Origin of the sequence: Neobacillus driksii, from assembly GCF_013409995.1 — a bacterium.
Lineage (GTDB): Bacteria > Bacillota > Bacilli > Bacillales > Cytobacillaceae > Neobacillus > Neobacillus driksii.
This window is the reverse complement of sequence record NZ_JACCBX010000020.1, coordinates 16,910-40,064: the sequence shown is the minus strand read 5'-3', so window position 1 is coordinate 40,064 and position 23,155 is coordinate 16,910. Positions and strand designations below refer to the sequence as shown.

18 protein-coding genes are annotated in these 23,155 nt (G+C 38.8%); 17 read left to right on the top strand and 1 reads right to left on the bottom strand.

The window, feature by feature from the left end:
- Positions 1-39: 39 nt before the first annotated feature.
- The 17 genes from F4694_RS29475 to F4694_RS29395 all read left to right on the top strand — a co-directional run bounded on the left by F4694_RS29475 (position 40) and on the right by F4694_RS29395 (position 21,030).
- Positions 40-795, top strand: coding sequence for a hypothetical protein (locus tag F4694_RS29475; protein WP_179603480.1), 756 nt, complete (start codon positions 40-42; stop codon positions 793-795).
- Positions 796-799: 4 nt separating this feature from the next.
- Positions 800-2,176 carry an Mbeg1-like protein gene (locus tag F4694_RS29470; RefSeq protein ID WP_179603479.1) on the top strand — a complete coding sequence of 459 codons (1,377 nt, stop codon included), beginning with the start codon at positions 800-802 and terminating at the stop codon, positions 2,174-2,176.
- A 20-nt stretch (positions 2,177-2,196) separates the two neighbouring features.
- Entirely contained in the window at positions 2,197-2,388 is a 192-nt protein-coding gene (locus F4694_RS29465; protein WP_179603478.1) for a hypothetical protein, read from the top strand.
- A 40-nt stretch (positions 2,389-2,428) separates the two neighbouring features.
- Positions 2,429-2,731 (top strand): WXG100 family type VII secretion target, encoded by a 303-nt coding sequence (locus F4694_RS29460; RefSeq protein ID WP_179603477.1) that lies wholly within the window; start codon positions 2,429-2,431, stop codon positions 2,729-2,731.
- Between the two features lie 96 nt (positions 2,732-2,827).
- Positions 2,828-3,130 carry a pore-forming ESAT-6 family protein gene (locus tag F4694_RS29455; RefSeq protein WP_179160617.1) on the top strand — a complete coding sequence of 101 codons (303 nt, stop codon included), beginning with the start codon at positions 2,828-2,830 and terminating at the stop codon, positions 3,128-3,130.
- Positions 3,131-3,245: 115 nt separating this feature from the next.
- Positions 3,246-4,088, top strand: a complete 843-nt coding sequence (locus tag F4694_RS29450) for an FHA domain-containing protein (RefSeq protein ID WP_179603476.1) — start codon at positions 3,246-3,248, stop codon at positions 4,086-4,088.
- Positions 4,089-4,104: 16 nt separating this feature from the next.
- A complete protein-coding gene (locus tag F4694_RS29445; RefSeq protein ID WP_179603475.1) occupies positions 4,105-4,872 on the top strand; it encodes a PP2C family protein-serine/threonine phosphatase in 768 nt (255 codons plus the stop codon).
- A gap of 18 nt (positions 4,873-4,890) precedes the next feature.
- Positions 4,891-6,834: a serine/threonine-protein kinase gene (locus F4694_RS29440; protein ID WP_179603474.1), complete on the top strand. Its 1,944-nt coding sequence runs from the start codon at positions 4,891-4,893 to the stop codon at positions 6,832-6,834.
- 14 nt (positions 6,835-6,848) lie between these two features.
- Entirely contained in the window at positions 6,849-7,292 is a 444-nt protein-coding gene (locus F4694_RS29435; RefSeq protein ID WP_179603473.1) for a hypothetical protein, read from the top strand.
- Between the two features lie 15 nt (positions 7,293-7,307).
- Complete coding sequence (locus tag F4694_RS29430; RefSeq protein ID WP_179603472.1) at positions 7,308-12,185, top strand: Ig-like domain-containing protein; 4,878 nt, start codon at positions 7,308-7,310, stop codon at positions 12,183-12,185.
- 286 nt (positions 12,186-12,471) lie between these two features.
- Positions 12,472-13,308: an ABC transporter permease gene (locus tag F4694_RS29425; RefSeq protein ID WP_179603471.1), complete on the top strand. Its 837-nt coding sequence runs from the start codon at positions 12,472-12,474 to the stop codon at positions 13,306-13,308.
- The gene (locus tag F4694_RS29420) at positions 13,301-14,080 is read left to right on the top strand and encodes an ABC transporter permease (protein ID WP_179603470.1); all 780 of its coding nucleotides are present in this window, start codon (positions 13,301-13,303) and stop codon (positions 14,078-14,080) included. Before F4694_RS29425 ends, F4694_RS29420 begins: the two co-directional genes overlap by 8 nt.
- A 42-nt stretch (positions 14,081-14,122) precedes the next feature.
- The gene (locus tag F4694_RS29415) at positions 14,123-15,163 is read left to right on the top strand and encodes an ABC transporter ATP-binding protein (RefSeq protein WP_179603469.1); all 1,041 of its coding nucleotides are present in this window, start codon (positions 14,123-14,125) and stop codon (positions 15,161-15,163) included.
- A gap of 26 nt (positions 15,164-15,189) precedes the next feature.
- The gene (locus tag F4694_RS29410; RefSeq protein WP_179603468.1) at positions 15,190-16,248 is read left to right on the top strand and encodes an ABC transporter substrate-binding protein; all 1,059 of its coding nucleotides are present in this window, start codon (positions 15,190-15,192) and stop codon (positions 16,246-16,248) included.
- Between the two features lie 82 nt (positions 16,249-16,330).
- Complete coding sequence (locus F4694_RS29405; protein ID WP_179603467.1) at positions 16,331-18,043, top strand: adenine deaminase C-terminal domain-containing protein; 1,713 nt, start codon at positions 16,331-16,333, stop codon at positions 18,041-18,043.
- Positions 18,044-18,048: 5 nt separating this feature from the next.
- On the top strand, positions 18,049-19,371 hold the full coding sequence (locus tag F4694_RS29400; RefSeq protein ID WP_308806897.1) for an amidohydrolase: 1,323 nt from the start codon (positions 18,049-18,051) through the stop codon (positions 19,369-19,371).
- A gap of 228 nt (positions 19,372-19,599) precedes the next feature.
- On the top strand, positions 19,600-21,030 hold the full coding sequence (locus F4694_RS29395) for an alkaline phosphatase PhoX (protein ID WP_308806883.1): 1,431 nt from the start codon (positions 19,600-19,602) through the stop codon (positions 21,028-21,030).
- Positions 21,031-21,598: 568 nt separating this feature from the next.
- On the opposite strand, the gene F4694_RS29390 is transcribed toward F4694_RS29395, so the two are convergent.
- Positions 21,599-23,041, bottom strand: a complete 1,443-nt coding sequence (locus F4694_RS29390; protein ID WP_179603465.1) for a glycoside hydrolase family 1 protein — start codon at positions 23,039-23,041, stop codon at positions 21,599-21,601.
- Between the last annotated feature and the right edge of the window lie 114 nt (positions 23,042-23,155).

The window sequence follows — 23,155 nt, the reverse complement described above, 5'->3', positions numbered from 1 at the left end:
TTGTAATCATCTAAAATTTCCGCTAAGGGAAGGTGCGCAATGAAAATTACAAAGAAGGTACGATTCATCCTTCTTCCATTTGTTTTATTAATAGGAGTGACAGGCTGTATGAATAAGAAATCTTCAGAGAACGCGATACTGAAATATTTAGAAGGGACCTATAATGAAACCTTTGAAGTGGAAACCTTTAAGGAAGGAAGCACCATTTTTAAAAATATGTACGGTGCCGATAAAGTAATTGTTCATCCGAAGGGTAAGCCTGAGCATGTCTTTTTAGCAGGTGAAGATAGAGACCATGAAGGGGAATATTACGATAACTATGTGTTGTCTAAATGGTCAGATGAACTGACAAAAAGGTTAAAACCTGAAATTAGCAAACTTCTGCCTGAGGACGCTGAATATAGAGTTTTACTATTTGTCGAGGATGGAAAATACGATAGCTCCATGAAGGATATGTCAGTCGATGATTATTTAGCAAATGTAAATAATGATGTAAGTATTGAATTAAAGGCAGCCATTAAAAGTGCAGGGAAACCAAATGTAACTGCCTATAATGAACCGATTTATCAGCTGTTACAGGTGCTTAAACAAATGGATGTGAAATCAAGCCGTGTTTCAATAGGGTTTGTTGACAGCAGTGCGGATATTTCCGATTATATTCGAACCTCAAGTGTTAACAATACACCTTGGTCAAATTTGGATGCAAAAGTTTACGCAACAATCATGGTTGATAAACGATTTGCGATATCTGATGCAAGTCAAATAGAAGAATATTATAAAGAGTTTAAGGAGTGATTCCATGTCACTTTCTAACTTAAATGATGAAGAGAAAAATGTTCTTCTCCAGATATCTTATTTTGACTTACCAGGAGATTTAACAGGCTTGACTGTTAAGGAAATATGGGAAGAAGCAATGCGAACTCCTAACAATGGCGGTGAGGCAAGAAGAATCAAGCTTGAGGAGTATTTTACTTCTGATACATACAAAAACTCCAGTTTGGTTGAGGTTAGGCTCCAGGGGTATCAGAACAACAATCCAACTATGGGTGGCGAGTCGGAATCAGGCTTTGTTGGCTATGCATGGGTTGACAAAATAGGTAGTGCAGCAGCGGTTTATCGCGGTAGTGAAGATCCTACAAATTGGGACCATTTTAAAACAGATTGGGTATCAAATGGATCTGCGGGAATTGGAAATGAAATTCAGCAACAAAAGGAAGCTAATCACTTCTATGATGAATTTGTAAAGGGTGCAACGGGAGAAAAGTTAATAGTTGGTCATTCAAAGGGTGGCAATTTAGCTTCATATGTTTTTGTAAATAACTTAGCTGATAACCCTAGTGGCTATGTGGTTAACGGTGCTCCATTATTTTGGCCAAGTTTAACCGAGGAACAACAAGAAGCATTAAAAAGTAATAAATTTGATTTTATTGCTTATGAAGGTGACTTTGTACATGATCTAGGGTTTGCACCTTATGTGGATAAGACAGTTGCGATTAATAAAGATGACTATGATGATCCATTTTATCCACATTATGAAACGAGTGTAGACTTCTTCAATGGCTCGTTTGAAAAGTCCCAAAAAGGATCAATACATTCACCTAATGATATTAATCCAGAGGTAATTAAGTATGCAATTGTTTATGCCGTAAATGGAGTAAGAGAAGCCTATAAGGTAGCTTTAACTATAACAAACACAGCATTAACGGTTATTCATGCTACTTGGAAAGGCATGGAGACGGCAGCGAAACTTGTGATTGATGGCTGTGTAGCGTTCATCTCTGGATTGAAGAATGTCACCACTAAGGTAATCAATGATCTAAAAAGTTTCTTCAGTTCAGTAAAAAAATCGGCGAAACGGCATCTCAACAGGAAAGTCAGTGCCTTTTTAGGGACCAGCTTCGCTTTCGAACCATATCTTAAGGTGGATTTACATAGATTGTCCTATTATGCAGATAGACTGGAAGCGATAAAGCGAAAGACGAGTGCTTTGAATAATAGAATAGATGATTTGTATTTAGAAGCAGGACTCTTCGGGCTGGACAACGTGTTGAAAGCAGATATTCTAACAACGTTTAACACCGGATTAAACCAAAATATTACCTACTTAATTACAGTAAGAAATCTGCTAGAAAGAACAGAGTCCATTTTAGTGAATAAAGCACGGTCAATCCAATAGTAGTGATTCGGGGGAAACAAATGGATAAACATGTTCAAAGTAAGGTTAGTAGTATTATTGCAGAAATAAATGAGATTGCTAGAGAGTTAGAGGAGATATCACATGATATTGGCCGAGAGTTTAAAGGAATTGGCTCAATGAAGAGTGCACAAAGCCTGCAGCAGGCTGCGAATAAGTATCGTAAAGTGTCGTATGAATTAAGGAAAATCTAATCGATCCAGCATGGATCGCACTTTAAAGGAGGTGAGAAAAATGGCAAGAACAATCACAGTTGATCCAGCAAAGCTAGACACTGCTGCAGCAAAGATTGACCAGCAATCAGCTGATTATGAACGAATTTATAAAGCTCTTTTCAGCGAGGTTGAAGGGATGCAGGCTGCTTGGCAGGGTACTGATAACTTGGCTTATGTTAATCAGATTAAAGGATTTATGGATGATTTCAATCAGATGACTAACTTAATGAAACAATACTCTGAATTCTTGAAAGTAAGTGCTCGCACTTATCGTGACACTCAAAATGAGGTCATTAATGGAGCGAGACGTTTAACTAACTAACTAACTAACTAACTAACTAACTAACTAACTAACTAACTAACTAACTAACTAACTAACTAACTAATAGAGTCTTAATGTGAATGTGAGGTGGAAACCATGGCAGTAGAAGGAATCAAAATATCTCTAAATGAGGTTAGCAGTACAGCCAATCAAATCCGTAATTTAAACCAACAATTAACAGGCAGATTGGATGAGATGAAGAGAGAAATGAATGCATTAGCTAATTCGTGGAATAGTGATGCATCAAATACGATTCGAAATAATTTCAATGCACTTACACCAAAGTTTGATAACTTCCGTGAAATTGTTGACAGCTATGCAAAATTTCTAGATCAAACTGTAAATGCCTATAACTCAACAGAATCCGCAATCAACAGCAACGCGAGTGCATTTAAATAAGCCTGCAGGTTGTATTGTTCCTAACTCTCTTTTTAGAGGAGAGCTAGGAACAACACCCTTTTGGGAGCTAGGAATAAAGGTTAGTGTTGAAACCCTAGAGATGGAGAGGATTAGGATGAAAACTGATTTGGAGAAGCTTTTTTCAGGGACGCTTACGAAAGAACAGTTGATAACTCATTTAGTAAACATTGTCGACAGTTTGACGGAGTTAGTGAAAAGCGGTGTAGATTTCGAAAACATTTTGCTAGACAAGAAACATATTTTTCTTGATCACTTTTCAAATAGATTAGTATTTATGTGCCTTCCCATAAAAGATAATGTCTTTGAAAAGGTATCAATGAATGGATTTTTTAAAGAATTAATCGCTTCTACATCCTATGATGAAAATGACGATTTACAGTTTTTTATCAAGCTTCATAATTACCTAGCGAGTCCACGGGTATTCCATCTGCAAGAGTTTAAAGAAAAACTGACTGAGTTTTCAGGCGGATGCGGAGAGAAAAACGACGCTGTTACGGAAAAGCACTCCAACTTTTACAGTCCAGGATTAATCACGCGTGCATTGGCACTCGCGGATGAGGGGACGCCAGTTTTAGGGACATGTAATGAACTGGACGAGTATGAAGAAGGTACCACAGCATTAGGGATAGACAATGGGCGTTTGCCAAAGCCATTCCTTTTAGAGGTGGAAACCGGTGCTAAAATCGTCGTAACGAAAGATGTTTTTAAAATAGGAAGAGACCCTGAACAAGCTGATTATGCTTCGAACAATAAAGTGGTTGGACGGATCCACGCAGAATTGGTTACCTCTGATGGAGAATATTTTTTAATTGATAAACATTCAAAAAATGGAAGCTATCTTAACGGAGTCAAACTGTCCCCAAATGAAAGGACTAAGATTAAACACGAAGACCGTATTAAACTTGCTAATCAGGAGTTTGTTTTCAAGTTATTTTAAAAATGGGGGTTAGCCAATGGCATTCTTAACAGCGCACCATACGGATGTAGGTATCAAAAAGAAGACAAATCAAGATGCCTTATTGCTAAAGACAGCTAACACTCTGAAAGGTTCAGTCGGCCTTTTCATCGTTTGTGATGGGATGGGCGGCTTGTCGCACGGGGAACTGGCAAGTGCGACGGTAATTAGAGGAATGGCAGAGTGGTTCGATGCAGAAATGCCAAGACTCTCGCACTCAGCGCACATCGAGGAAGAGATCTTTTGGGAATTAGAAAAGTGCATTAAACAATTGAACGAGAAAATACTCAACTTCGGCGAAACAAGAAAAGTGAAATTGGGGACAACCTTGACAGCCTTGTTAATCGTCCACCAAAAATATTATATTGCACAAATCGGGGATAGCCGTGCCTACAGGATTTCTGACTCTTTAAACCAACTAACAAAGGATCAAACGTTAGTAGCCAGGGAAGTGGCCCGTGGGAATATAACGGAAGAGCAGGCTAAATACGACCCGCGCCGAAATGTGCTGCTGCAATGTGTAGGTGCTACAAAGGAGATTGAGGTTGATTTTTCAAAGGGTGATGTTCAACCAAACACGGTGTTTATGTTATGTTCGGATGGATTTTACCATCAAATCACGGAGGAAGAGTTAGCGCTGAATCTCAAACCAGAAACGATAAAGAACAATCAGCAATTACAGGGTAAAGTTGTTCAATTAGTTGAGTTAGTAAAGGCAAGGAAAGAAGTAGATAATATTTCGGTTGTAGCAGCAAAAGTTTTGTAAGCAGCGGGGGCGTTTTACTTGATAGAAATTGGATCAGTAATCGATGAAAGATATGAAATATTAAAGGAAATTGGCCGCGGCGGTATGAGCATCGTTTATCTCGCGATGGATAACAGGCTGAATAAATCCTTAGTCGTAAAAGATATACGGAAACGCGCGTCTAGTAATAACGAACTTCTAATCAACAGCTTGATTGTCGAAGCCAATATGCTCAAAGTTCTCGATCATGGAGCGCTGCCAAAAATCTACGATATTATCGAATCTGAAGGCGATATCTATGTCGTCATGGACTATATCGAGGGCGAGTCTTTAAAAGAGAAACTGAAGCGTGAAAAGACGATTTCAGCGAATCAGGTAATTGATTGGGCTAGGCAGTTAAGTGAAGTTTTAGAGTACTTACATACGAGGAAGCCCTATCCGATTATTTATCGGGATATGAAGCCAGATAATATTATGCTTACCCCTGAAGGGAAAATTAAGCTGATTGATTTTGGAATCGCAAGGGAATTCAAGACCGAGAGTTCTACGGATACGACCAATTTAGGAACGAAATCCTATGCCGCACCCGAGCAAATGTCAGGCAAACAGACGGACGCGCGTACGGATATCTATAGCTTAGGAGTCACCTTGTATCATCTTGTCACCGGTAAGAGTCTAAATGAACCGCCATTTGAGCTTAAGCCAATCCGTCATTGGGACCCAACCCTGCCTGAAGGCCTTGAGCATATTATTAGTAAGGCGACACAGTCGGAACCAGCCAACCGCTATCAAAGCTGCAGTGAGCTATCCTATGACCTTGAGAATATTAACAAGCTGACAGACGGGTATAAAAATAAGCTGCGCAAGAAGCTCTCAATCTTTCTAGTACCAGTCGTCTTGTGTCTTGCCTTTATGACAACAACAGTGTTTGGCTATAAAGGTGTGAAAAATACGCAGTTCCAGGATTATATGAGTTTGGTTAATGATAGCTCGGTATATTTGATGGATGGCGAGGATAAGAAAGCAATTGAAATGTTAGAAAAAGCGATTACGACAGTTGACAAATCCCGGGCAGAAGCATATATCAATTTACTAGATTTATATAGCAATCGAAATGAGACCGATACGGGATTAGCAAAGATAGAGGCCTATATCGAGGATGAGTACGGAGATATCCATGAAAATGATGAAGTCCGCTTTAAAATGGGGATGACCTATTTTGATATCAAACGTAACTACTCGGAGGCGTTAAAGCATTTTAATCAAGTCGATCCCGAAGTAATTCCTGATGCACAGTATTATGAGGCATTAGCGACAACGATGATTTCGATGAATATTGACTATAAAAAGTTCTCCGAAAGTCTGCTTGAGTTTGAAAAGTTCAATGACCAGCTGCCAAATGAACGTAAGAAAGTGGATAACTATAATTCCTTAGCGAATATCTATATCTCGTATAAAGGACAAATTTCTGATGCCAATACAAAAGCAATTGAAATTGTTGAAAAAGCCTATGAAGTTCTCCGTTTAGTCGAAAATGAGAACTTATTAATCAAGTATGAATTGGATTTTGAGCAAAAATTAGCACAGGCTTTCTACAGTAGAGGTGTTAATTCAAAAGATAAAGAAAGTGCAAAACAGGATTACGAGAATGCCATACAGCATTATCAGAACCTTTTGGATTTAAATGCGAGTAATGAAGAAGAAATAGTCGTGAAAATAGGTGTCATCTATCAAGAAATGGGTGAGCCAACCCGAGCGGTTGAGCAATTTCAAAATGCGATAAAAAAATATCCCGAAAGTATTGATGCATATGTTAAACTCGGTAATTTATTGTTAGATACCGAACAAAGTAAAGACGATGGAAGCAGAAATTATCAAGGTGCGCAACAGGTTTATGAACAAGTAAAAACGTTGAATGGAGCAGGAGAGGATGAAGCTTTTAAAAAGCTAGTAAGGAGGTTTGATAACCTCGGTATTAAGTAGGAAGGGGTAGGATAATGGAGTACCAGATTATGCTTTATGGGGGAATGGCCGGTACGATCATTACCTTGATCATTTCGATTATTCTCTACATCAAAATGGGTATAGCGCAAGTAGTTGAGGATTTAACAGGTATTAGCCTTCGGAAAAGATTACATAAAAAGAAAAAGGTCCAGGAGGAATCAAATGAACAGCGGCTGACAAAAGAAATTATGTTAAAAAAGCAGTATGCCGGGGAGGCAGCAGCTAGTCAAGAGACGGAACTTATGAGCAGTGAGGTTGAGGAAACAGCCTTACTTGGTGACGGATATATCGAAGAAACCTCTTTGTTAACAGCTGACCTTGAAGAAACGACAGTTTTATCGGCGGATATAGAGGAAACTTCATTATTAGTAGAGGAAGAAGATTTTTTCAAAAAAGAAGTAGATGTGATCGTTGTTCACTCCACCACGATCATCTAAGGGGAGTTTAGTAGAATGGCAGATAGGTTAGCTAAAAGGTACAAAAGTAAAAAGAACGTCATCTGGACATTAACGATTAGCCTTTTGCTTATTTCAGTGTTCGTATTTAGCACAAATGCATTTTCGCTGGATGGGGCAAAGCGATATATTGTGTTTAATGATGACAAATGGGATATGGAGTCAATGGACCAGCCCGACTGGATGACAAATAAAGACAGCATTACCTTTAAGGTAGATCTAAAGGAAGACTTTGAGAATAGCAGTCAGGGTGAAGGTATTACGGAGGTAGAAGAACCGTTTGCTGTTAAAGCTGCATATCAAGGCAGTGAAATCACAACAGCAAAAATTGAGGGAATAAACGATTCGGAGTTAGGTTTTATAGGAGAGTATTTGGTTACGATTCCATTACAGCCTGATAGTCCCGAGGGCAGCTTACATGTAAATGTGGAATTTGCTGAAGACAATTCATGGAATATCCCTGCTTCAACGAATACATTTTCCATAAATCGAGATGCTGTTAAACCTGTAGTGAATGTTACGTCTTGGTTCGAAAATGGAAGATTTAAAGACGGAGAGTTTACGAACAAGCCAGTCTCGATGAGTATAAAAGTAACCGACAGCAATTTCATTCCTGGAAAGGATACGATTTCAATTTTAAAAGATGGGATTGCCTACGAACCTGCACAAGAACCTGAATGGAATGAGAATGAAACGTTCCTTACCCTTGATAATACTGGGTTCTATGAAGTGACGATTGTTGCTGCTGATAGAGCAGGAAATAAAAGTGATCCAGCAAAAGTGAACTTTGGTATCGTGAAACAAGGTCCACGATTAACGATAAAAGATAAAAATGACAGTGGTTTTTATAAACAAGTTGAGCTAAAAGTTGAAAGCGACATTCTCATTTATGATGCAAGTGCGACAATTGAGAAAACGATTAATGGCGAGAAGACAACAGAAGTGAAAAATTTCGAGAGAAAAGGTAAAAATGCTGTCCTTTCCCTAACGGAGGATGGGACTTACAAGGTAAGTGTTACAGTAAAAGATCGGCAAAATATTGATCCTGGACATCAGTTAGGGATTACAAGTTTTACAATTGATCAAACAGCACCAGCACTTGTCATTAATGGTGTTACTGATCAAGGTGAATACCGTGAATCAAAAGAAGCCGAAATTAGTGTCACGGATGCGAATGTCGATGAAAGTCTAACAGAACTTAAAGTAACGGCAGGAAACCAAGTAACAACTTATTCGGGGGAAGAAGCCTACAAAAAACATCATTTCACCGAGGAGGGTGTTTATACACTTGAATTAAGCGCCACCGATAAAGCAGGGAATTCCGCAGTTAAAAGTATAAAGTTTATTATCGATAAGTCTGCGCCCAAACTTGATATCAGTGGGGTTAATGCTGAGGAATTTTTCAACTCCGATAAAAATAAAAAGGAAGTAACCATATCAGTTGAGGATTTAACCCTCGATTTAAATCAAACTAGTTTAAAAGTTGAGAAAGACGGAGCAGCCTATCCAGAATCAATTCAGTTAAATAGCGTAACAGAATCAAAAGCGGAGGCAAAACATACCTTTACAGCTGAAGGAAAATATAAGATTATCCTCACTTCAACCGATAGGCTAGGAAAAGCTGCACCAGCAAAATCAGTTTCTTTTACAATTGATAATACCCATCCAAAAGCAGTGGTTACCCTTGATGGTACGGTGATGGCAGAAGATGAAATAGTGGTTGATGGCGAGAAAACAGTAAAAATAGCGATAACCGATAAGCATCATGAGTTTTACAATGTAACTGTAAAGAAAAATGGAGAAGAGTATAAGATTGATCCATTGGTTCAAGACGGAGAAAACGTTGCAACGGAACATTTATTTAAAGAAGATGGAGTCTATGAAATAACAGTAGAATCTACAGATAAAGCTAAAAATAAAAGTGTATTAACGAAAACAATTACGATTGATACGGGTAAACCTGATATTCATTTTAAAGGTGTTAAACATCAGGCACATTACAATAGTGAAAATGTGGATGTTACTGTGACCGTTAATGATTTCACGTTTGATAAAAACAAAACAACCCTTGAAATGACAAGAACAAATGGTAGTCAGGTCACCGAAATCAAACCTGGCAACTGGAACATCTATGATTACCTAAAGTGGCTTTATTACGGTGAAATGGATCTGTCTTTCAAAGAAGAAGGTATTTATCAACTTAAAGTAACCGCAAAAGACAGATTTGGAAAAGTAAGTTCTAAAACGATAGAGTTTACTATCGATAGAACTACACCAAAAATTGATATTACTGGTATTAACGAAGGTACTTTTGTTAAAGGCGGTGAGGTTGTCATCGTGGTTGACGAATACTACTACGACACAAACAATGTCACCGTAACAGTTCAGAAAGATGATAGTCTAAAAGAAGAAACGTTTGTGAATAAAGCTGAAAAGTCTAAGGTTGCATTGAAATTTACTGAAGATGGGGATTATCAGATTACAGTAAGTGCAGAAGACAAGGCTGGAAACAAAGCCTCCGACACGAAGTTATCATTTACGGTCGATACGATAAAACCGGTAATCGATATTATTGATCTGAAAACAAACTCAACTGTGAAGGATCAATCTTACGACGCTGAGAGCAAAGATGTATCAATCAATGTGAATGAACATAATTTTGCGAACAACATGGTTCAGTATGAGGTAATAGAAAAAAATACAGTTACCAATGAAAGTAAAAGTATTTGGATCGGTGAGTGGAGGAACGTTGCGGAAATATCCAGTCTTACCTACAATTTTAAAGATGATTATGAGTATTTCATCAAAGTGATGGCAGAAGACGCAGCTGGAAACACCGCAGATGAAAAAACCGTAACCTTTACCATTGATACGATTAATCCGCTATTAGCAACTGATGGTATTGAGAATGATCAGAATTACCAAAGTACGACTGCATCATTTTGGGTAAAAGATACGAACATCGACCTATCCAATACAAAACTCGTCGTGTTAAAAGATGGGGAGCCTTATAGTATTGGTGATATTGCTCTAAGCTATATAACAGAAGGTGCACTACGCTACACGTTTAAAGAAGAAGGAAATTATACCGTGACGTTGGAATCAACTGATAAGGCAAAGCGAAAAAGCGTCCATGGACCAATTAGTTTTATTATTGATTCAACAAAGCCAGTTGTAAAAGTGGAGGGCGTGGATGATCACTCCTTTAACCCAGCGAACAAAAACGTAACAATTTCTGTTAATGAGAAGAATTTTTCAACCAATAAAGTTGAATTAGCGGTAACAAAAGATAATAAGCCATATGATTTGGGTCCGTTTCATACAAATGAAAAACAGCTTTCTTCCATTGCCCATAATTTTGCAAATGATGGGTTGTATGAAATCTTTGTGAAATCGACAGATAAGGCTGGCAATGGACCTGTCACTGTTAATAGGACATTCACGATTGATAAAACAAGACCAGCTATTGAAATTACGGGTGTAAATCAAGATGCGTATTACAATGAGGATAAGCGTGTTAATGTCACCATTCGCGACGTAAACCTAGATATTAACAAAATAACAGTTACAAGAGATGGTGCCCGTTATAATGCCGGCGGCTTCTCTGTCAGCAATAACACGGCGTCGCTTAGTCACAATTTTAGTGAAGAGGGAGTCTACAATGTCTTGGTAGAAGCTACAGACAAAGCGGGAAACAGCTTCACGCAGCAAGTGAGCTTCACGATGGATAAGACAAAACCAGTCATCACTCCAAAATTTAAAGGGCAAACGAGAGTCATTAAAGACGGTGAATATATAAACGAAATTTTTACACCGGAATTTGCTCTAGATCAAAAGGATGATACAATCGTTTCCGTTACATTAAACGGTGAGAATGCCGGCAGAACGGCTCCGACTGCATCGAAGGAAATGGAATATCACTTTAATGTCGTGGCCCGAGATAAAGCAGGAAATGAAACAACATTGGAGATTCATTTTACGGTAGATACGACAAAACCAACATTATCAATTTCCGGGATTCTTGATGGCTTCTTTAATGAAAACTTAACACCAATAGTTTCGTATTCTGACATTCATTTAGACCCTAACAGAACTTCTGTAACATTAAATGGTGCTCCTTATAAAAACGGAACAAAGCTAGAGTTGGAAAAAGACTATGTTTTCAAAGCAACTGTAACAGATTTAGCAAACAATGTAAGTACGAGAACAATTGTCTTTACGATTGATAAAACATCACCAGTTATTAAATTCAAAGAACCTGTCTCGAACAAGTATTTTAACAAGGATTTAATACCTGATCTGTTAATTGAGGATTTGAACGAATATGACATCATTGCCCTAACCTTGGATGGCAAGGAATATAAAATTGGCGATCCAATTACTTCTGAAGGTAAGCATGTCTTGTTCTTTGAGGTAAAGGATAAGGCAGGTAATATTAAGCAATTAAGTGTCGAGTTTATTATTGATAAAAAGGCTCCAAAGGTCATTTACGATGGAATTAAGCAGAATGAGCAATACTTCGAAACTGTTAAAGCAGCGATTCGCCTTGATAATCCGAGCGATACAATCAAATCCATTCTGGTAAATGGCAAGCTGCATAACTTTGATGAAGCAACCGATGAGAATGGTGTTGCCGTCTTTACGTCAACTTTCTCAGAAATTAATTCGTATGAAGTGGCAGTGACTGCGGTAGATGATGCAGGAAATAAAACGACTACAGTCATCCCGTTTGAAATTGCCGAGAAGACTGCTTTGGTGAAGTTTTATGAAAATAAACCATTGTTTGCAGGCTCGTTAATTGGGCTTTTCGGAATAATGGGCATTGGGATTACTGCTTTGGTTAGACGAAAGAAAACAGTAGCAGTTGAGGAATAAAGTGATCGTAAGACTGTGAATGATGAGACTATCATTCACAGTCTTTTTTTTGCGCAAACATTCGTGAAGACGGATTATGTGTAATCGGAAATTGGTGTTAAATGAAATTTATTCATCAATTCACGAACATTAATTTATAAACCAAAAATAATATTCGCTTTTTTGGTTGCCAAATAGTCTTTTATTCTTTATAATCGTAAAGGTGTAAGAGATAAATAAAACAGAATCCAGGATGGTGCTAATCACCATCAATAATACTTTTTTATATTGGAAAGTGAGGCCAGATATGACGCAGCGAAGAGTACCTTATCTCATCTTGGCTCCAGGATTGATTCTCTTGATTTTATTTTTGGTGTTACCTCTTATCTCAACCATTTTCCCAACATTCTTTAATGGAGGGTTTACCTTTTCAAATTACACTTCATTCTTCTTGGATGAGTATAATTTTGGTATTTTTTGGCGGACGATAAAGATTTCACTGATTGCAACACTGATTTGTGTAGTGTTAGGAGTTCCGACTGCCTATTACATTTCCCAAAGTCCGAAAAAATGGCGCGGTCTATTAATGTCGATCACATTGTTTCCGTTGTTAACGAATTCGGTTGTGCGGAGTTTTGCGTGGATTACAATCTTGGGACAAGACGGTATTTTAAATAATGCTTTGATGAATATTGGCTTACTTTCTAAGCCGCTTACGATGCTTTATACAGAATTCGCCATTGTCATTGGCTCTGTGTATCTCTTCCTGCCATTAATGGTGATTACGTTAGTGGGAATTTTAGAGAACATTGATTCTGAAATTATGGAAGCAGCAGAAACGTTAGGTGCCAATCGCTTGATTGCCTTTGTGAAGGTTATCCTGCCATTAAGTGTACCGGGGATTATTGTTGGCAGTATTTTAGTGTTCACAGGAAGTTTGACTGCTTATACAACCCCGCAATTATTAGGCGGAAATCGAAACATCATGTTAGCTACCTTTTTATATCAAAATGCAACTGCACTAGGAAACTGGCAAGGTGCAAGTGTCATTGCCTTGATTATGATTGTGGCTACTTTAATTGTTATGAAGTTATTCAGCTGGGTTGCGGGACGCATGGATAAAAGAGGTGAGGCGAGTGCGTAAAAATATTGGTTTAAAAATCTTTGCTGGCCTAGTTTTTGCATTTTTGTTAGTTCCTTTGTTCATTATCATAGTGACCTCTTTTGGAACAAACTCTACTATTCAATTTCCGATTAAAGGTTTTACCCTTGATTGGTATAGTAAGGTATTTGACAATGAAGCATTTATGGACAGCTTCTTTCTTAGTCTGCAAGTAGCATTTTTTGCGACTCTCTTGGCATTAATTATTGGTGTTCCAGCTGCTTATTCTTTGGCACGTCACAAGGTGTTTGGACGAAATTGGATTAAGAGTTTTTTCCTTTCTCCAACCATTGTACCTGGCTTGGTTGTTGGATATGCTATGTATCAATTTATAGTCATTAAGTTTCAATTTCCTATCATCCAAGGATTATTTTTAGGTCATTTCTTGATTTGCCTGCCTTACGTTATCCGAGTGGTTGGTTCAACAATTGAACAGCTTGATTTTTCAATTGAAGAAGTTTCGTGGACGTTAGGGTGCACAAAATTACAAGCTTTTATAAAAGTGGTATTACCGAACATTACTTCTGGAATTTTTGCTTCCTTCATGTTGGCATTCATTAATTCCTTCAACAATATACCTGTATCTCAGTTCTTATCAGGACCAGGTGTAACAATGCTGCCAACTAGCTTAATGAATTATATCGAATACAACTATGATCCATCTGTATCTGCTTTATCAGTTATTTTAATGCTTGGTACGATTGTCCTTATGTATGTTATTGAGAAGACGCTAGGGTTAGCAAGTATTTCATAGGAACAACCAGGATGTTAACATCGAAGGGGGTAAAACAGCATTATGTCCTATGTAGAACTAAAAGATATTCGTGTGAGTTATGACAACAAAGCCAATATTTTAAAAGATTTAAATCTATCAATTGAAAAGGGCGAATTGGTTTCCTTGTTAGGACCATCAGGCTGCGGGAAAACAACCACTTTACGTGTTATTGCCGGCTTAATTGAGCCTAATGATGGTGAGTTTCTTGTTGACACACAAAACCTAACAAAGGTGCCCGTTCATAAACGTGAATTTGGAATGGTATTCCAAAGCTATGCATTGTTTCCACATCTAACGATTAAGGAAAATGTGGCGTTCGGCTTAAAACTACGCAAGGAAAAAAAGAATTCCATAGAAAAAAAGGTAAAAGATATTTTAGCGATTACAGGCTTAGAAGAGCTGGGGGACCGCTATCCCAAACAACTTTCAGGCGGACAGAGACAACGTGTAGCTTTAGCGCGCGCCTTAGTCATCGAACCAAAATTATTATTATTAGATGAACCATTAAGCAACTTAGATGCAAAATTACGCTTGGCAATGCGTATCGAAATTAAACGGATCCAAAGGCAATTAGGCATTACATCCGTGTTTGTAACGCATGATCAAGAGGAATGTTTCTCGATTTCAGACAGAGTTGCTGTTATGAATAAAGGCGTAATCGAACAGTTCGACACACCTGAAGAAATTTATAATAATCCAAAAACGGAGTTCGTGGCCCGTTTTATCGGGTTTGAGAACTTCTTTGAATTAACACCAACAGAAGAATGGAACTATAAAGCTATTGATGGAACAGTTTTCCATAGTACTCGTGATTGGGAGCCAGGAAAGCATACGGGAACCATTCGTCCGGATGATATCGAGATAACAAGAAATAGTAAACAAACTGAAAATAATATGGTGTCAGGGATTATAAAAGTTCGTACGTTCCTTGGCAAGTCCTACCAATATGAAGTCGAAACACCTATTGGAAAATTACTCGCAAATAAAACAGATGATGTGGTCTATCAAGTTGGAGACGAAGTTACATTATCCATGCCATCTCACAAACTAATCATAGTTTAAAACATCCAAGAAAAGGGGAGAACAAAATGAAAAAGAAATTAGGTTTAGTAAGTTTAACTTTAGTATCTGCTGGTATACTGGCTGCATGCGGAGGCGGCGGCGACAAAGATGCGAGTAAGGAAAAACAGACATTGGTCATCTCCACTTTTGGTTTGGAAGAAGATAAAATGCAAGAAGATGTTTTCAAACCATTCGAAGAAAAATACAATGTAGACATTGTGTTAGAAACTGGTACAAGCTCTGAGCGTTTGACAAAATTGAAAAGCAATCCAAACTCAACGGTTGATGTAATTGAATTGTCGCAATCAAATGCGGCTGATGGTGTATCAGCAGATTTATTTGAAAAAATCGACAGCTCAAAGGCTCCAAATATGGACAACTTAATCGATAGTGCAAAAGAATTAGCTGCAGATGGTTCTGGACCAGCCTACACGCTGAACAGTATCGGGATTGTCTATAATAAACAGACGGCAGGTAAAGAAATTAAGGAATGGAATGATCTATGGGATTCTTCTTTAAAAGGGAAAATCTCAATTCCTGACATTACTACTACATTTGGTCCAGCGATGCTATATGTAGCAAGCGGTCACGAAACTGTTGACCTTACAACGGATAATGGAAAAGCAGCATTTGAAGGAATCACTGATTTAGCTCCAAACGTTGTAAAAACGTATAGCAAATCTTCTGATTTAGCCAACATGTTCCAATCAGGAGAAATTGCAGCTGCTGTTGTCGGTGACTTTGCTGTTCCGATTATTACAGAATCCAATCCAGATGTAGCCTATGTTGTTCCGGAATCTGGAACCTATGCAAACTTTAACACGATCAACATCAACAAAAACTCTAAAAATAAGGACTTGGCCTATAAGTATATCGATTGGAGATTAAGCCAGGAAGTTCAAGAAAAAACAGCTGTGTCTCTAAATGAAGCTCCAACTAATAAAAATGTAGTACTAGACGAAGAAACGGCTAAAAATAAAACGTATGGTGATGTGGCAGAACGTACAAACAAAGTGGATTCATTATTCGTAAATAAAAACCTTGAATCTTGGATTAATCAATGGAATCGAATTTTGAATAAATAGAAACGATAGTAAGGAGAAGGGCTAAGGATAATTCTTGGCCTTTTTCTCTTTTATAAAGGAATCAGAGGGCGGGGGAATATAAATGAAAGTCGATCTAGCAATTGTAAATGCTCAAGTTTTTAATACTTTTTCCAAAAGGTTTGAAAAGAAAAATATATTTATTGTTAAGGATAAATTTTACTATATAACGGCGGACGAAATAGATGATTGTCAGGCAGCGGAAGTAGTTGACGCGAAAAATCAGTATTTGATTCCTGGCTTAATGGATATTCACATGCATATTGAAAGTTCAATGACTTCCCCTTCTATTTTTTCAGAAGCAGTGTTAACCCACGGAGTAACAACGGTTATCGCAGATGCCCATGAAATTGCGAATGTGTTTGGTATGGAGGGGCTGGAGGCGTTCTTTTCCCAGCCAAGTGCCATGGATATTTTCTATGCGATCCCTTCCTCTGTTCCTTCGACGACACCAGAATTAGAAACAATTGGCGGTTTTATCGGTGTTGAAGAAGTGAAACAGCTCTTGAAGCATCCGAAAGTAATGGCACTAGGGGAAGCGATGAACTTTAATGGCATTGTTAATGAACCCGATTCTTTGATTCGGCAGATTTTAGGTGCAGTTCAAGCGGAAAGGCCGCTTATGCCTTTAGAAGGGCATGTTCCGCGGGTGTCAGGATTAGAATTATCAAAGTTCTTATATGCAGGTATAACGGCTGATCATACCCATCAATCGCCCGAATCCATTTATGAGAAAATCACCAATGGAATGTTTTTAGAATTTCAAAAGAAATCAATTACCCCTGAAAACATCAGCGTTGTTGTTGAAAATGATTTCTATGAATATATGGCCATCATTACGGATGATGTGATGGCGGACGACCTGTTGGAAGGACATTTGGATGCCAACGTTCGATTGGCTATTTTCTCCGGAATGCCAGCAGAACAGGCTATCTATTGCGCTACTTATACGCCTGCAAGAAGAATGGGATTTCAGGACCGAGGTGCGATTGTTCCGGGCTTTAAAGCTGATTTTCTCTTGCTGAATGATGTTGAAAGCTTTGAAATTGGGGCGGTTTATAAGGATGGGAAATTAGTCTATACACAAGGAGATGAAATCAAGTATCCAGCTGTGAAACCTAATTTTCCAGAACACTTCTATCATTCTTTGAATTGCAGGGCATTAACGGCAGAGGATTTACGTTTTAAGGTGAAGGTTTCTGAAAAGGCTGTAGTCAACGTAATTAAAATTTCGGAAGTCGGTACGTTTACTGAACATGTACAGCAAGAAGTTAGGGTCGCAGATGGATTTTTAGATTGGGAGAGTAGCGGGTTAGCCTTAATTGTTGTGATGGAACGATATGGGAAAACAGGTGGCATTGCCTACGGATTTGTTGATAAAGCTCTATATGAAAAAGGAGCTGTCGCCACTACATGGGCTCATGATCATCATAATTTGATGGTAATGGGAACAAGCTTGGAAGATATAATAGCTGCACAAAAACAATTATTGGATATGCAAGGTGGTTATGTTGTGGTACAAGGCGGGGATGTTCAAGCAGTTTGCCCATTGCCAGTGGGCGGTATTATCAGTGACGCACCAATACAAGAACTAGGTGCGCAATTAATGGAAGTTCGTCAAGCGATGAGTAGGTTAGGCTACCGCAACAGCAATGAAATTATGTCCTTCTCGACATTATCTCTGCCGGTTTCACCTGTTATCAAAATTACAGACAAAGGGATGATGAATGTGCGGTCTCAAATGATGATCCCGCTAATTGAGGGTGAACAACTTTGAAAATAGTGTTTAAAAATGCCTGGATATTAACAATCAATGAACAGATGGAGCAGTTTCCGAACGGCTATATATTGGTGGATGGCGAGAAAATTTTAGATGTTGGCGCGATGGATTCACTGCCAAAGGACATCACCTATGACCAATGCATTGATGCCAAAGGGGCAATTTTGTTACCTGGCATGGTCAATACACATACACATATTGGCATGATTCCGTTTCGTTCATTAGGGGATGACTATCCAGACCGTTTACATCGCTTTTTATTTCCGTTAGAAAATGAATGTATGAATGAACAGCTGGCATACACGAGCGCAAAATATGCCATTGCTGAAATGCAGCTTGCCGGTGTGACGACATTCTTTGATATGTATTATTTTGAACAACAGTTGGCAGAGGCTGCAGAAGAAATGCATAGCCGCAGTATCTTAGCAGAAACAGTCATAGACACAGTAACCGTTGATGTGCCAGAGCCAATGGGTGGTTTACAGTATGCTCAACGTTTTCTACCGAAATGGCAAGGGAATAGTAGAATTCAAGCCTCAGTAGCACCACATGCCCCCTATTCTAATACAATGGAAGTCCTCCAGCAGGCCGACGCTTTGTCTCGAAAGTACGATGTGCCATGGATGATGCATGTTAGTGAAATGGACTTTGAAATGGAAAAGTATCGTATAGAATACAATCAAACTCCGATTGAATTTTTAGAGGAGATTGGCGTATTAAGTCCAAGGCTAATTGCTGCCCACTGTATTCATTTGTCAGACCATGATATTGAGGTGTTGAAGAAGTATGATGTAAAGGTTGCGCATTGTATCGGTGCTAATACTAAATCTGCTAAAGGGGTAGCCCGTGTTCGGGATTTATTAGCTGCTGGTGTAACAGTTGGGCTGGGAACAGATGGGCCAAGCAGCGGGAATACCTTGGACTTATTCAGCCAAATGCGATTGTTTGCCAATTTTCATAAAACGTTTTTACAGGATCGCAGCGCCTTTCCAGCTGAAGAAATTGTAAAGTTAGCCACATGCGGAGGAGCGAAAGTTATAGGTATGGAGAAGCAAATTGGCTCTATTGAGGCAGGGAAACAAGCAGATTTCATCCTAGTTGAAACCGATTCAGTCAATATGTTTCCTATTTTTGATCCTTATTCTGCACTAGTGTACTCGGCTAATGCTGGTAATGTTAGAGACGTGTTTATCGCTGGGAAGCAAGTGGTTGCGGGGAAAAAATTAGTGGATTATGATGAAGTTCAATTAAGAGAAGAGCTTGCTGAAGCCATGGAGCAATGCGGATTTAAAGCAAAGGCATTAAAAGCATTGTCGGAAAAATAGAGGTAATTAAATATGACTACTTCCTTATTAAGAAGGTTGTAGTCATTTTCTTATTATTGGTTATTTAGGATTATGATTTTTTCATAATACTCTTCTCTTGGAGATAAGACCTATTTACAATTCCTTATCATTAATTTACTGAATTTTTACAAAAATCCTATTTTCCCTTAAAACTATTAATTTAATCTATTACTAGATTCATAATTAATAGTTGAGGAGAGATAGTCTGTGAATAATGAAACTTCTAAAAACAGCTTGAACAGAAGAGACTTTTTAAAAGCGGGAGGAATGGGTACACTTGCCCTCACATTAGGATCAACAGGGGTATTAGCACTTGGTTCAAAAGCATTTGCGGATACGACGAATAATCCGACTAGCGGATTTGGCGGTTACGGTCCTTTGGTACCGGATCCGAACGGAATACTCGACCTTCCAAACGGTTTTCATTACAAAATAATCTCTAAAGAAGGCGAGCTAATGTCAAACGGGTCAGTAATCCCGGGGGCTTTTGATGGAATGGCAGCTTTTGAAGGTCCAAGCAATACGACCATCCTTGTTCGTAATCATGAATTAGGGGCAGGTCCAGCATTTGGAAGTAATCCTTATGATGCAAATGCACAAGGCGGTACAACGGCTCTAGTTGTAGGAGCTAATCGCGAAGTTATTAAAGAATATGTAACCTCTTCAGGAACAATCCGAAATTGTGCTGGTGGTGCAACACCTTGGGGCACTTGGCTGACTTGTGAAGAAAACCGTTCTACGGGACACGGATATGTATTCGAAGTAGATCCACAGCAGCCAGAAAACGATATGTCCAAAACTCCAATCAAGGAGATGGGCCGTTTTGCACACGAAGCCTGTGCAATTGACCCTTCTACAGGATATGTATACTTGACAGAAGATGCGAGCCCAAGCTACCTTTACCGCTTTATTCCTAATAACACGAGTCAAAAGCCTGGCGCGTTACAAGAAGGCGGCACGCTGTATGCAGCTGCGATTGAAGCGGTAACTGATCCAGCAGCAAGCACTTTCAAAACAGGACAAACATTTAAAATTGTTTGGAAGAAAGTAGATCCTCATTTGTGCCGTGAGGAAGCAGCTGAACAAAACTGCATTAAATTCTCAAGACTTGAGGGAGCGTTCTTCCAAGAGGGTGTTTTCTGGTTTGATGATACCTCTGCCGGAGACAAAAAACTCGGCCGCGTTTACCGTTACATACCTCATACTAATACATTGGAGCTTTTCTATGAGGGAAATGATGCACGAGAAATGGAATATCCAGATAATATCTGTATGACTCCATGGGGAGACCTTTGGTATGCAGAAGATGGTTCAGGTCAAGATCGACTTATGGGAATCACCCCAGAAGGCAAAGTCTATCCTTTTGCCGCCAACCGTTTAAGTGATTCTGAATTGGCAGGACCAACCTTCTCCCCTGATGGAAACACGCTTTTTGTTAATATTCAAAGTCCAGGCCAAACCTTTGCTATCTGGGGACCATTCCAACGCAGAAACTCAGCGCGCGCAAGAGAAATGTCCTACGCTGCTCCTGCCAATCTTGCACCGCAAGTTTCGGAAAAAGTGGCTAAGGCTGCAGAGGCGCAAGGTATGTCCGTACTTGAAGCTGCAGCATTTGAGCGTCATGGCGTAAAGTTATAATTTAGTAATAAACAACTTAAAAATACCAAAAAAACAGAGATCAAATAAAGAAACTCGCCATAGAATTGGCGAGCTTCTTTATTAGGAAAATAAGATGTCCTGTCAGTAATCTAGTGACAAGTAAAAGTTAAAATAAGCGGAGCTTTTCCGGTTAAATGCAAAATGGAGCTCGTTTCGGGGAAAATAAGCGGAGCTTTTCCGCCTATGCAAAGCAAAGTCTCCCATTTGCGGCTTTTTCAGGCCAATAGGCGGAATGTCTCCGTCTATTTAAGCCTTTTTTAATAATAATTACGAATTAAGCGGAAATTCTCCGTCTATTTATCAGCTCAGGGGCTAAATCTAATTTGACTCCCCAACAGATAAGTCTGGACCCTCTTGATCCTAGCCTCAGCAATCAGCAGCGTAGGAAGTAAATTGCTATGTCAAAAAGTAATGAAATTTTGTGGAAACCTTGATAAATAAAGAAAAAGACGTATGCCAATTCATACGTCAATTCTTGTGTCTATTAATAAGGAATCGCATAGAAACCGAACCCTATAAAGTATTCTTGGTCTCTGCTTTTTGATTCTTATAATTCTTGCCCGTTTGTAGAAATCACGTTTTTGTACCAGAAGAATGATTTCTTCTTACTGCGGTTAAGTGTACCACTTCCATCATCATGCTTATCGACATAGATAAAGCCATAACGCTTGGACATTTCGCCTGTTGAAGCACTCACTAGGTCGATACAGCCCCATGGAGTGTAGCCCATTAAATTAACACCATCTTCAATGGCTTCACCCATTGCATCGATATGGCTTCTTAGGTAATCAATACGATAATCATCATTGATTGAGCCATCCTCTTCAACTTTATCATAAGCACCGAGTCCATTTTCTACGATAAATAGTGGCTTTTGATAACGGTCATATAATTGGTTAAGAGCGATACGAAGTCCGGTAGGGTCGATTTCCCAGCCCCAATCACTAGCGCTTAAGAATGGATTTTTAACACCGCCAATCAAATTACCTTGGCCAATTTCCTCTGGTGTTTTATTCTTTTTATCTGTGCGTGACATATAGTAACTGAATGAAATGAAATCAACAGTACCTTCCTTGATGATTTCTAAGTCACCCTCTTTAATCTCAAGGTTAATGCCGTTTTCTTTAAAGAAACGATTTGCAAACGCTGGATATGCTCCTCTAACTTGTACATCACCACAATAATTGTTAAATAGACGTTCCTCTTGTAGTGCATGTAATACATTTTCAGGATTGCAATCATAAGAATAGGTTGGTGCATAAATAAGCATACAGCCGATTTGGCTTCCTGGAATGATTTCATGACCTGCTTTTACTGCAAGGGCACTTGCAACAAATTGGTGATGTAGTCCTTGGAAGCTATCTTGTAACTTTGTTTCTTCCGTCTCTGGTGAGAAACCAAGTCCTAGAATAGGCATGTGTGTTGCACCATTAATTTCGTTAAATGTTAACCAGTATTTTACTTTGTTTTTGTAGCGGTTGAACAATGTTGTTGCATAACGCTCAAAGAAACCGATGACTTCACGGTTACGCCAGCCGCCATATTCAGTGATTAAATGAAGCGGAATCTCATAGTGAGAAATCGTAACAACCGGTTCAATATTATATTTTTTTAATTCATCAAATACACGATCATAGAAAGCTAAACCTTCTTCATTTGGTTCGAGCTCGTCACCTTTAGGGAAAATTCGGCTCCAAGCAATACTCATACGATATGTTTTGAATCCCATTTCAGCAAACAGAGCGATATCTTCTTTGAAACGGTGATAAAAATCAATACCATCGTGGTTCGGATAAACGTATTTCTCATTATCGATTTTAAAGTCAAAACCAGGTTCTCCAATAACCTTTAATCTTACTTTACCGCCAGGCATGACATCGGCAAGATTCATTCCTTTGCCGCCTTCAAGATAGGCACCTTCTAATTGGTTTGCAGCAGTAGCGCCGCCCCATAAAAATCCTTCTGGAAATTGATAAGTAGATTTACTCATATTAGTATCCCTCCATTTTCTTGGTTACGCTTTCTACTAAAGCAAATAAAAAAACCTAAACCACGTAACGAAGACAGAAAAGTCTCATAGATTACGTGATTTAGGTTTTGCCTG

Excerpts from the sequence above, each read along its gene's own strand:
- F4694_RS29460 (WP_179603477.1), top strand. The coding sequence starts at position 2,429 with ATGGCAAGAACAATCACAGTTGATCCAGCAAAGCTAGACACTGCTGCA.
- F4694_RS29415 (WP_179603469.1), top strand. The coding sequence starts at position 14,123 with ATGTCCTATGTAGAACTAAAAGATATTCGTGTGAGTTATGACAACAAA.
- F4694_RS29430 (WP_179603472.1), top strand. The coding sequence starts at position 7,308 with ATGGCAGATAGGTTAGCTAAAAGGTACAAAAGTAAAAAGAACGTCATC.
- F4694_RS29405 (WP_179603467.1), top strand. The coding sequence starts at position 16,331 with ATGAAAGTCGATCTAGCAATTGTAAATGCTCAAGTTTTTAATACTTTT.
- F4694_RS29450 (WP_179603476.1), top strand. The coding sequence starts at position 3,246 with ATGAAAACTGATTTGGAGAAGCTTTTTTCAGGGACGCTTACGAAAGAA.
- F4694_RS29475 (WP_179603480.1), top strand. The coding sequence starts at position 40 with ATGAAAATTACAAAGAAGGTACGATTCATCCTTCTTCCATTTGTTTTA.
- F4694_RS29455 (WP_179160617.1), top strand. The coding sequence starts at position 2,828 with ATGGCAGTAGAAGGAATCAAAATATCTCTAAATGAGGTTAGCAGTACA.
- F4694_RS29390 (WP_179603465.1), bottom strand. The coding sequence starts at position 23,041 with ATGAGTAAATCTACTTATCAATTTCCAGAAGGATTTTTATGGGGCGGC.
- F4694_RS29410 (WP_179603468.1), top strand. The coding sequence starts at position 15,190 with ATGAAAAAGAAATTAGGTTTAGTAAGTTTAACTTTAGTATCTGCTGGT.
- F4694_RS29465 (WP_179603478.1), top strand. The coding sequence starts at position 2,197 with ATGGATAAACATGTTCAAAGTAAGGTTAGTAGTATTATTGCAGAAATA.
- F4694_RS29435 (WP_179603473.1), top strand. The coding sequence starts at position 6,849 with ATGGAGTACCAGATTATGCTTTATGGGGGAATGGCCGGTACGATCATT.
- F4694_RS29425 (WP_179603471.1), top strand. The coding sequence starts at position 12,472 with ATGACGCAGCGAAGAGTACCTTATCTCATCTTGGCTCCAGGATTGATT.
- F4694_RS29470 (WP_179603479.1), top strand. The coding sequence starts at position 800 with ATGTCACTTTCTAACTTAAATGATGAAGAGAAAAATGTTCTTCTCCAG.
- F4694_RS29445 (WP_179603475.1), top strand. The coding sequence starts at position 4,105 with ATGGCATTCTTAACAGCGCACCATACGGATGTAGGTATCAAAAAGAAG.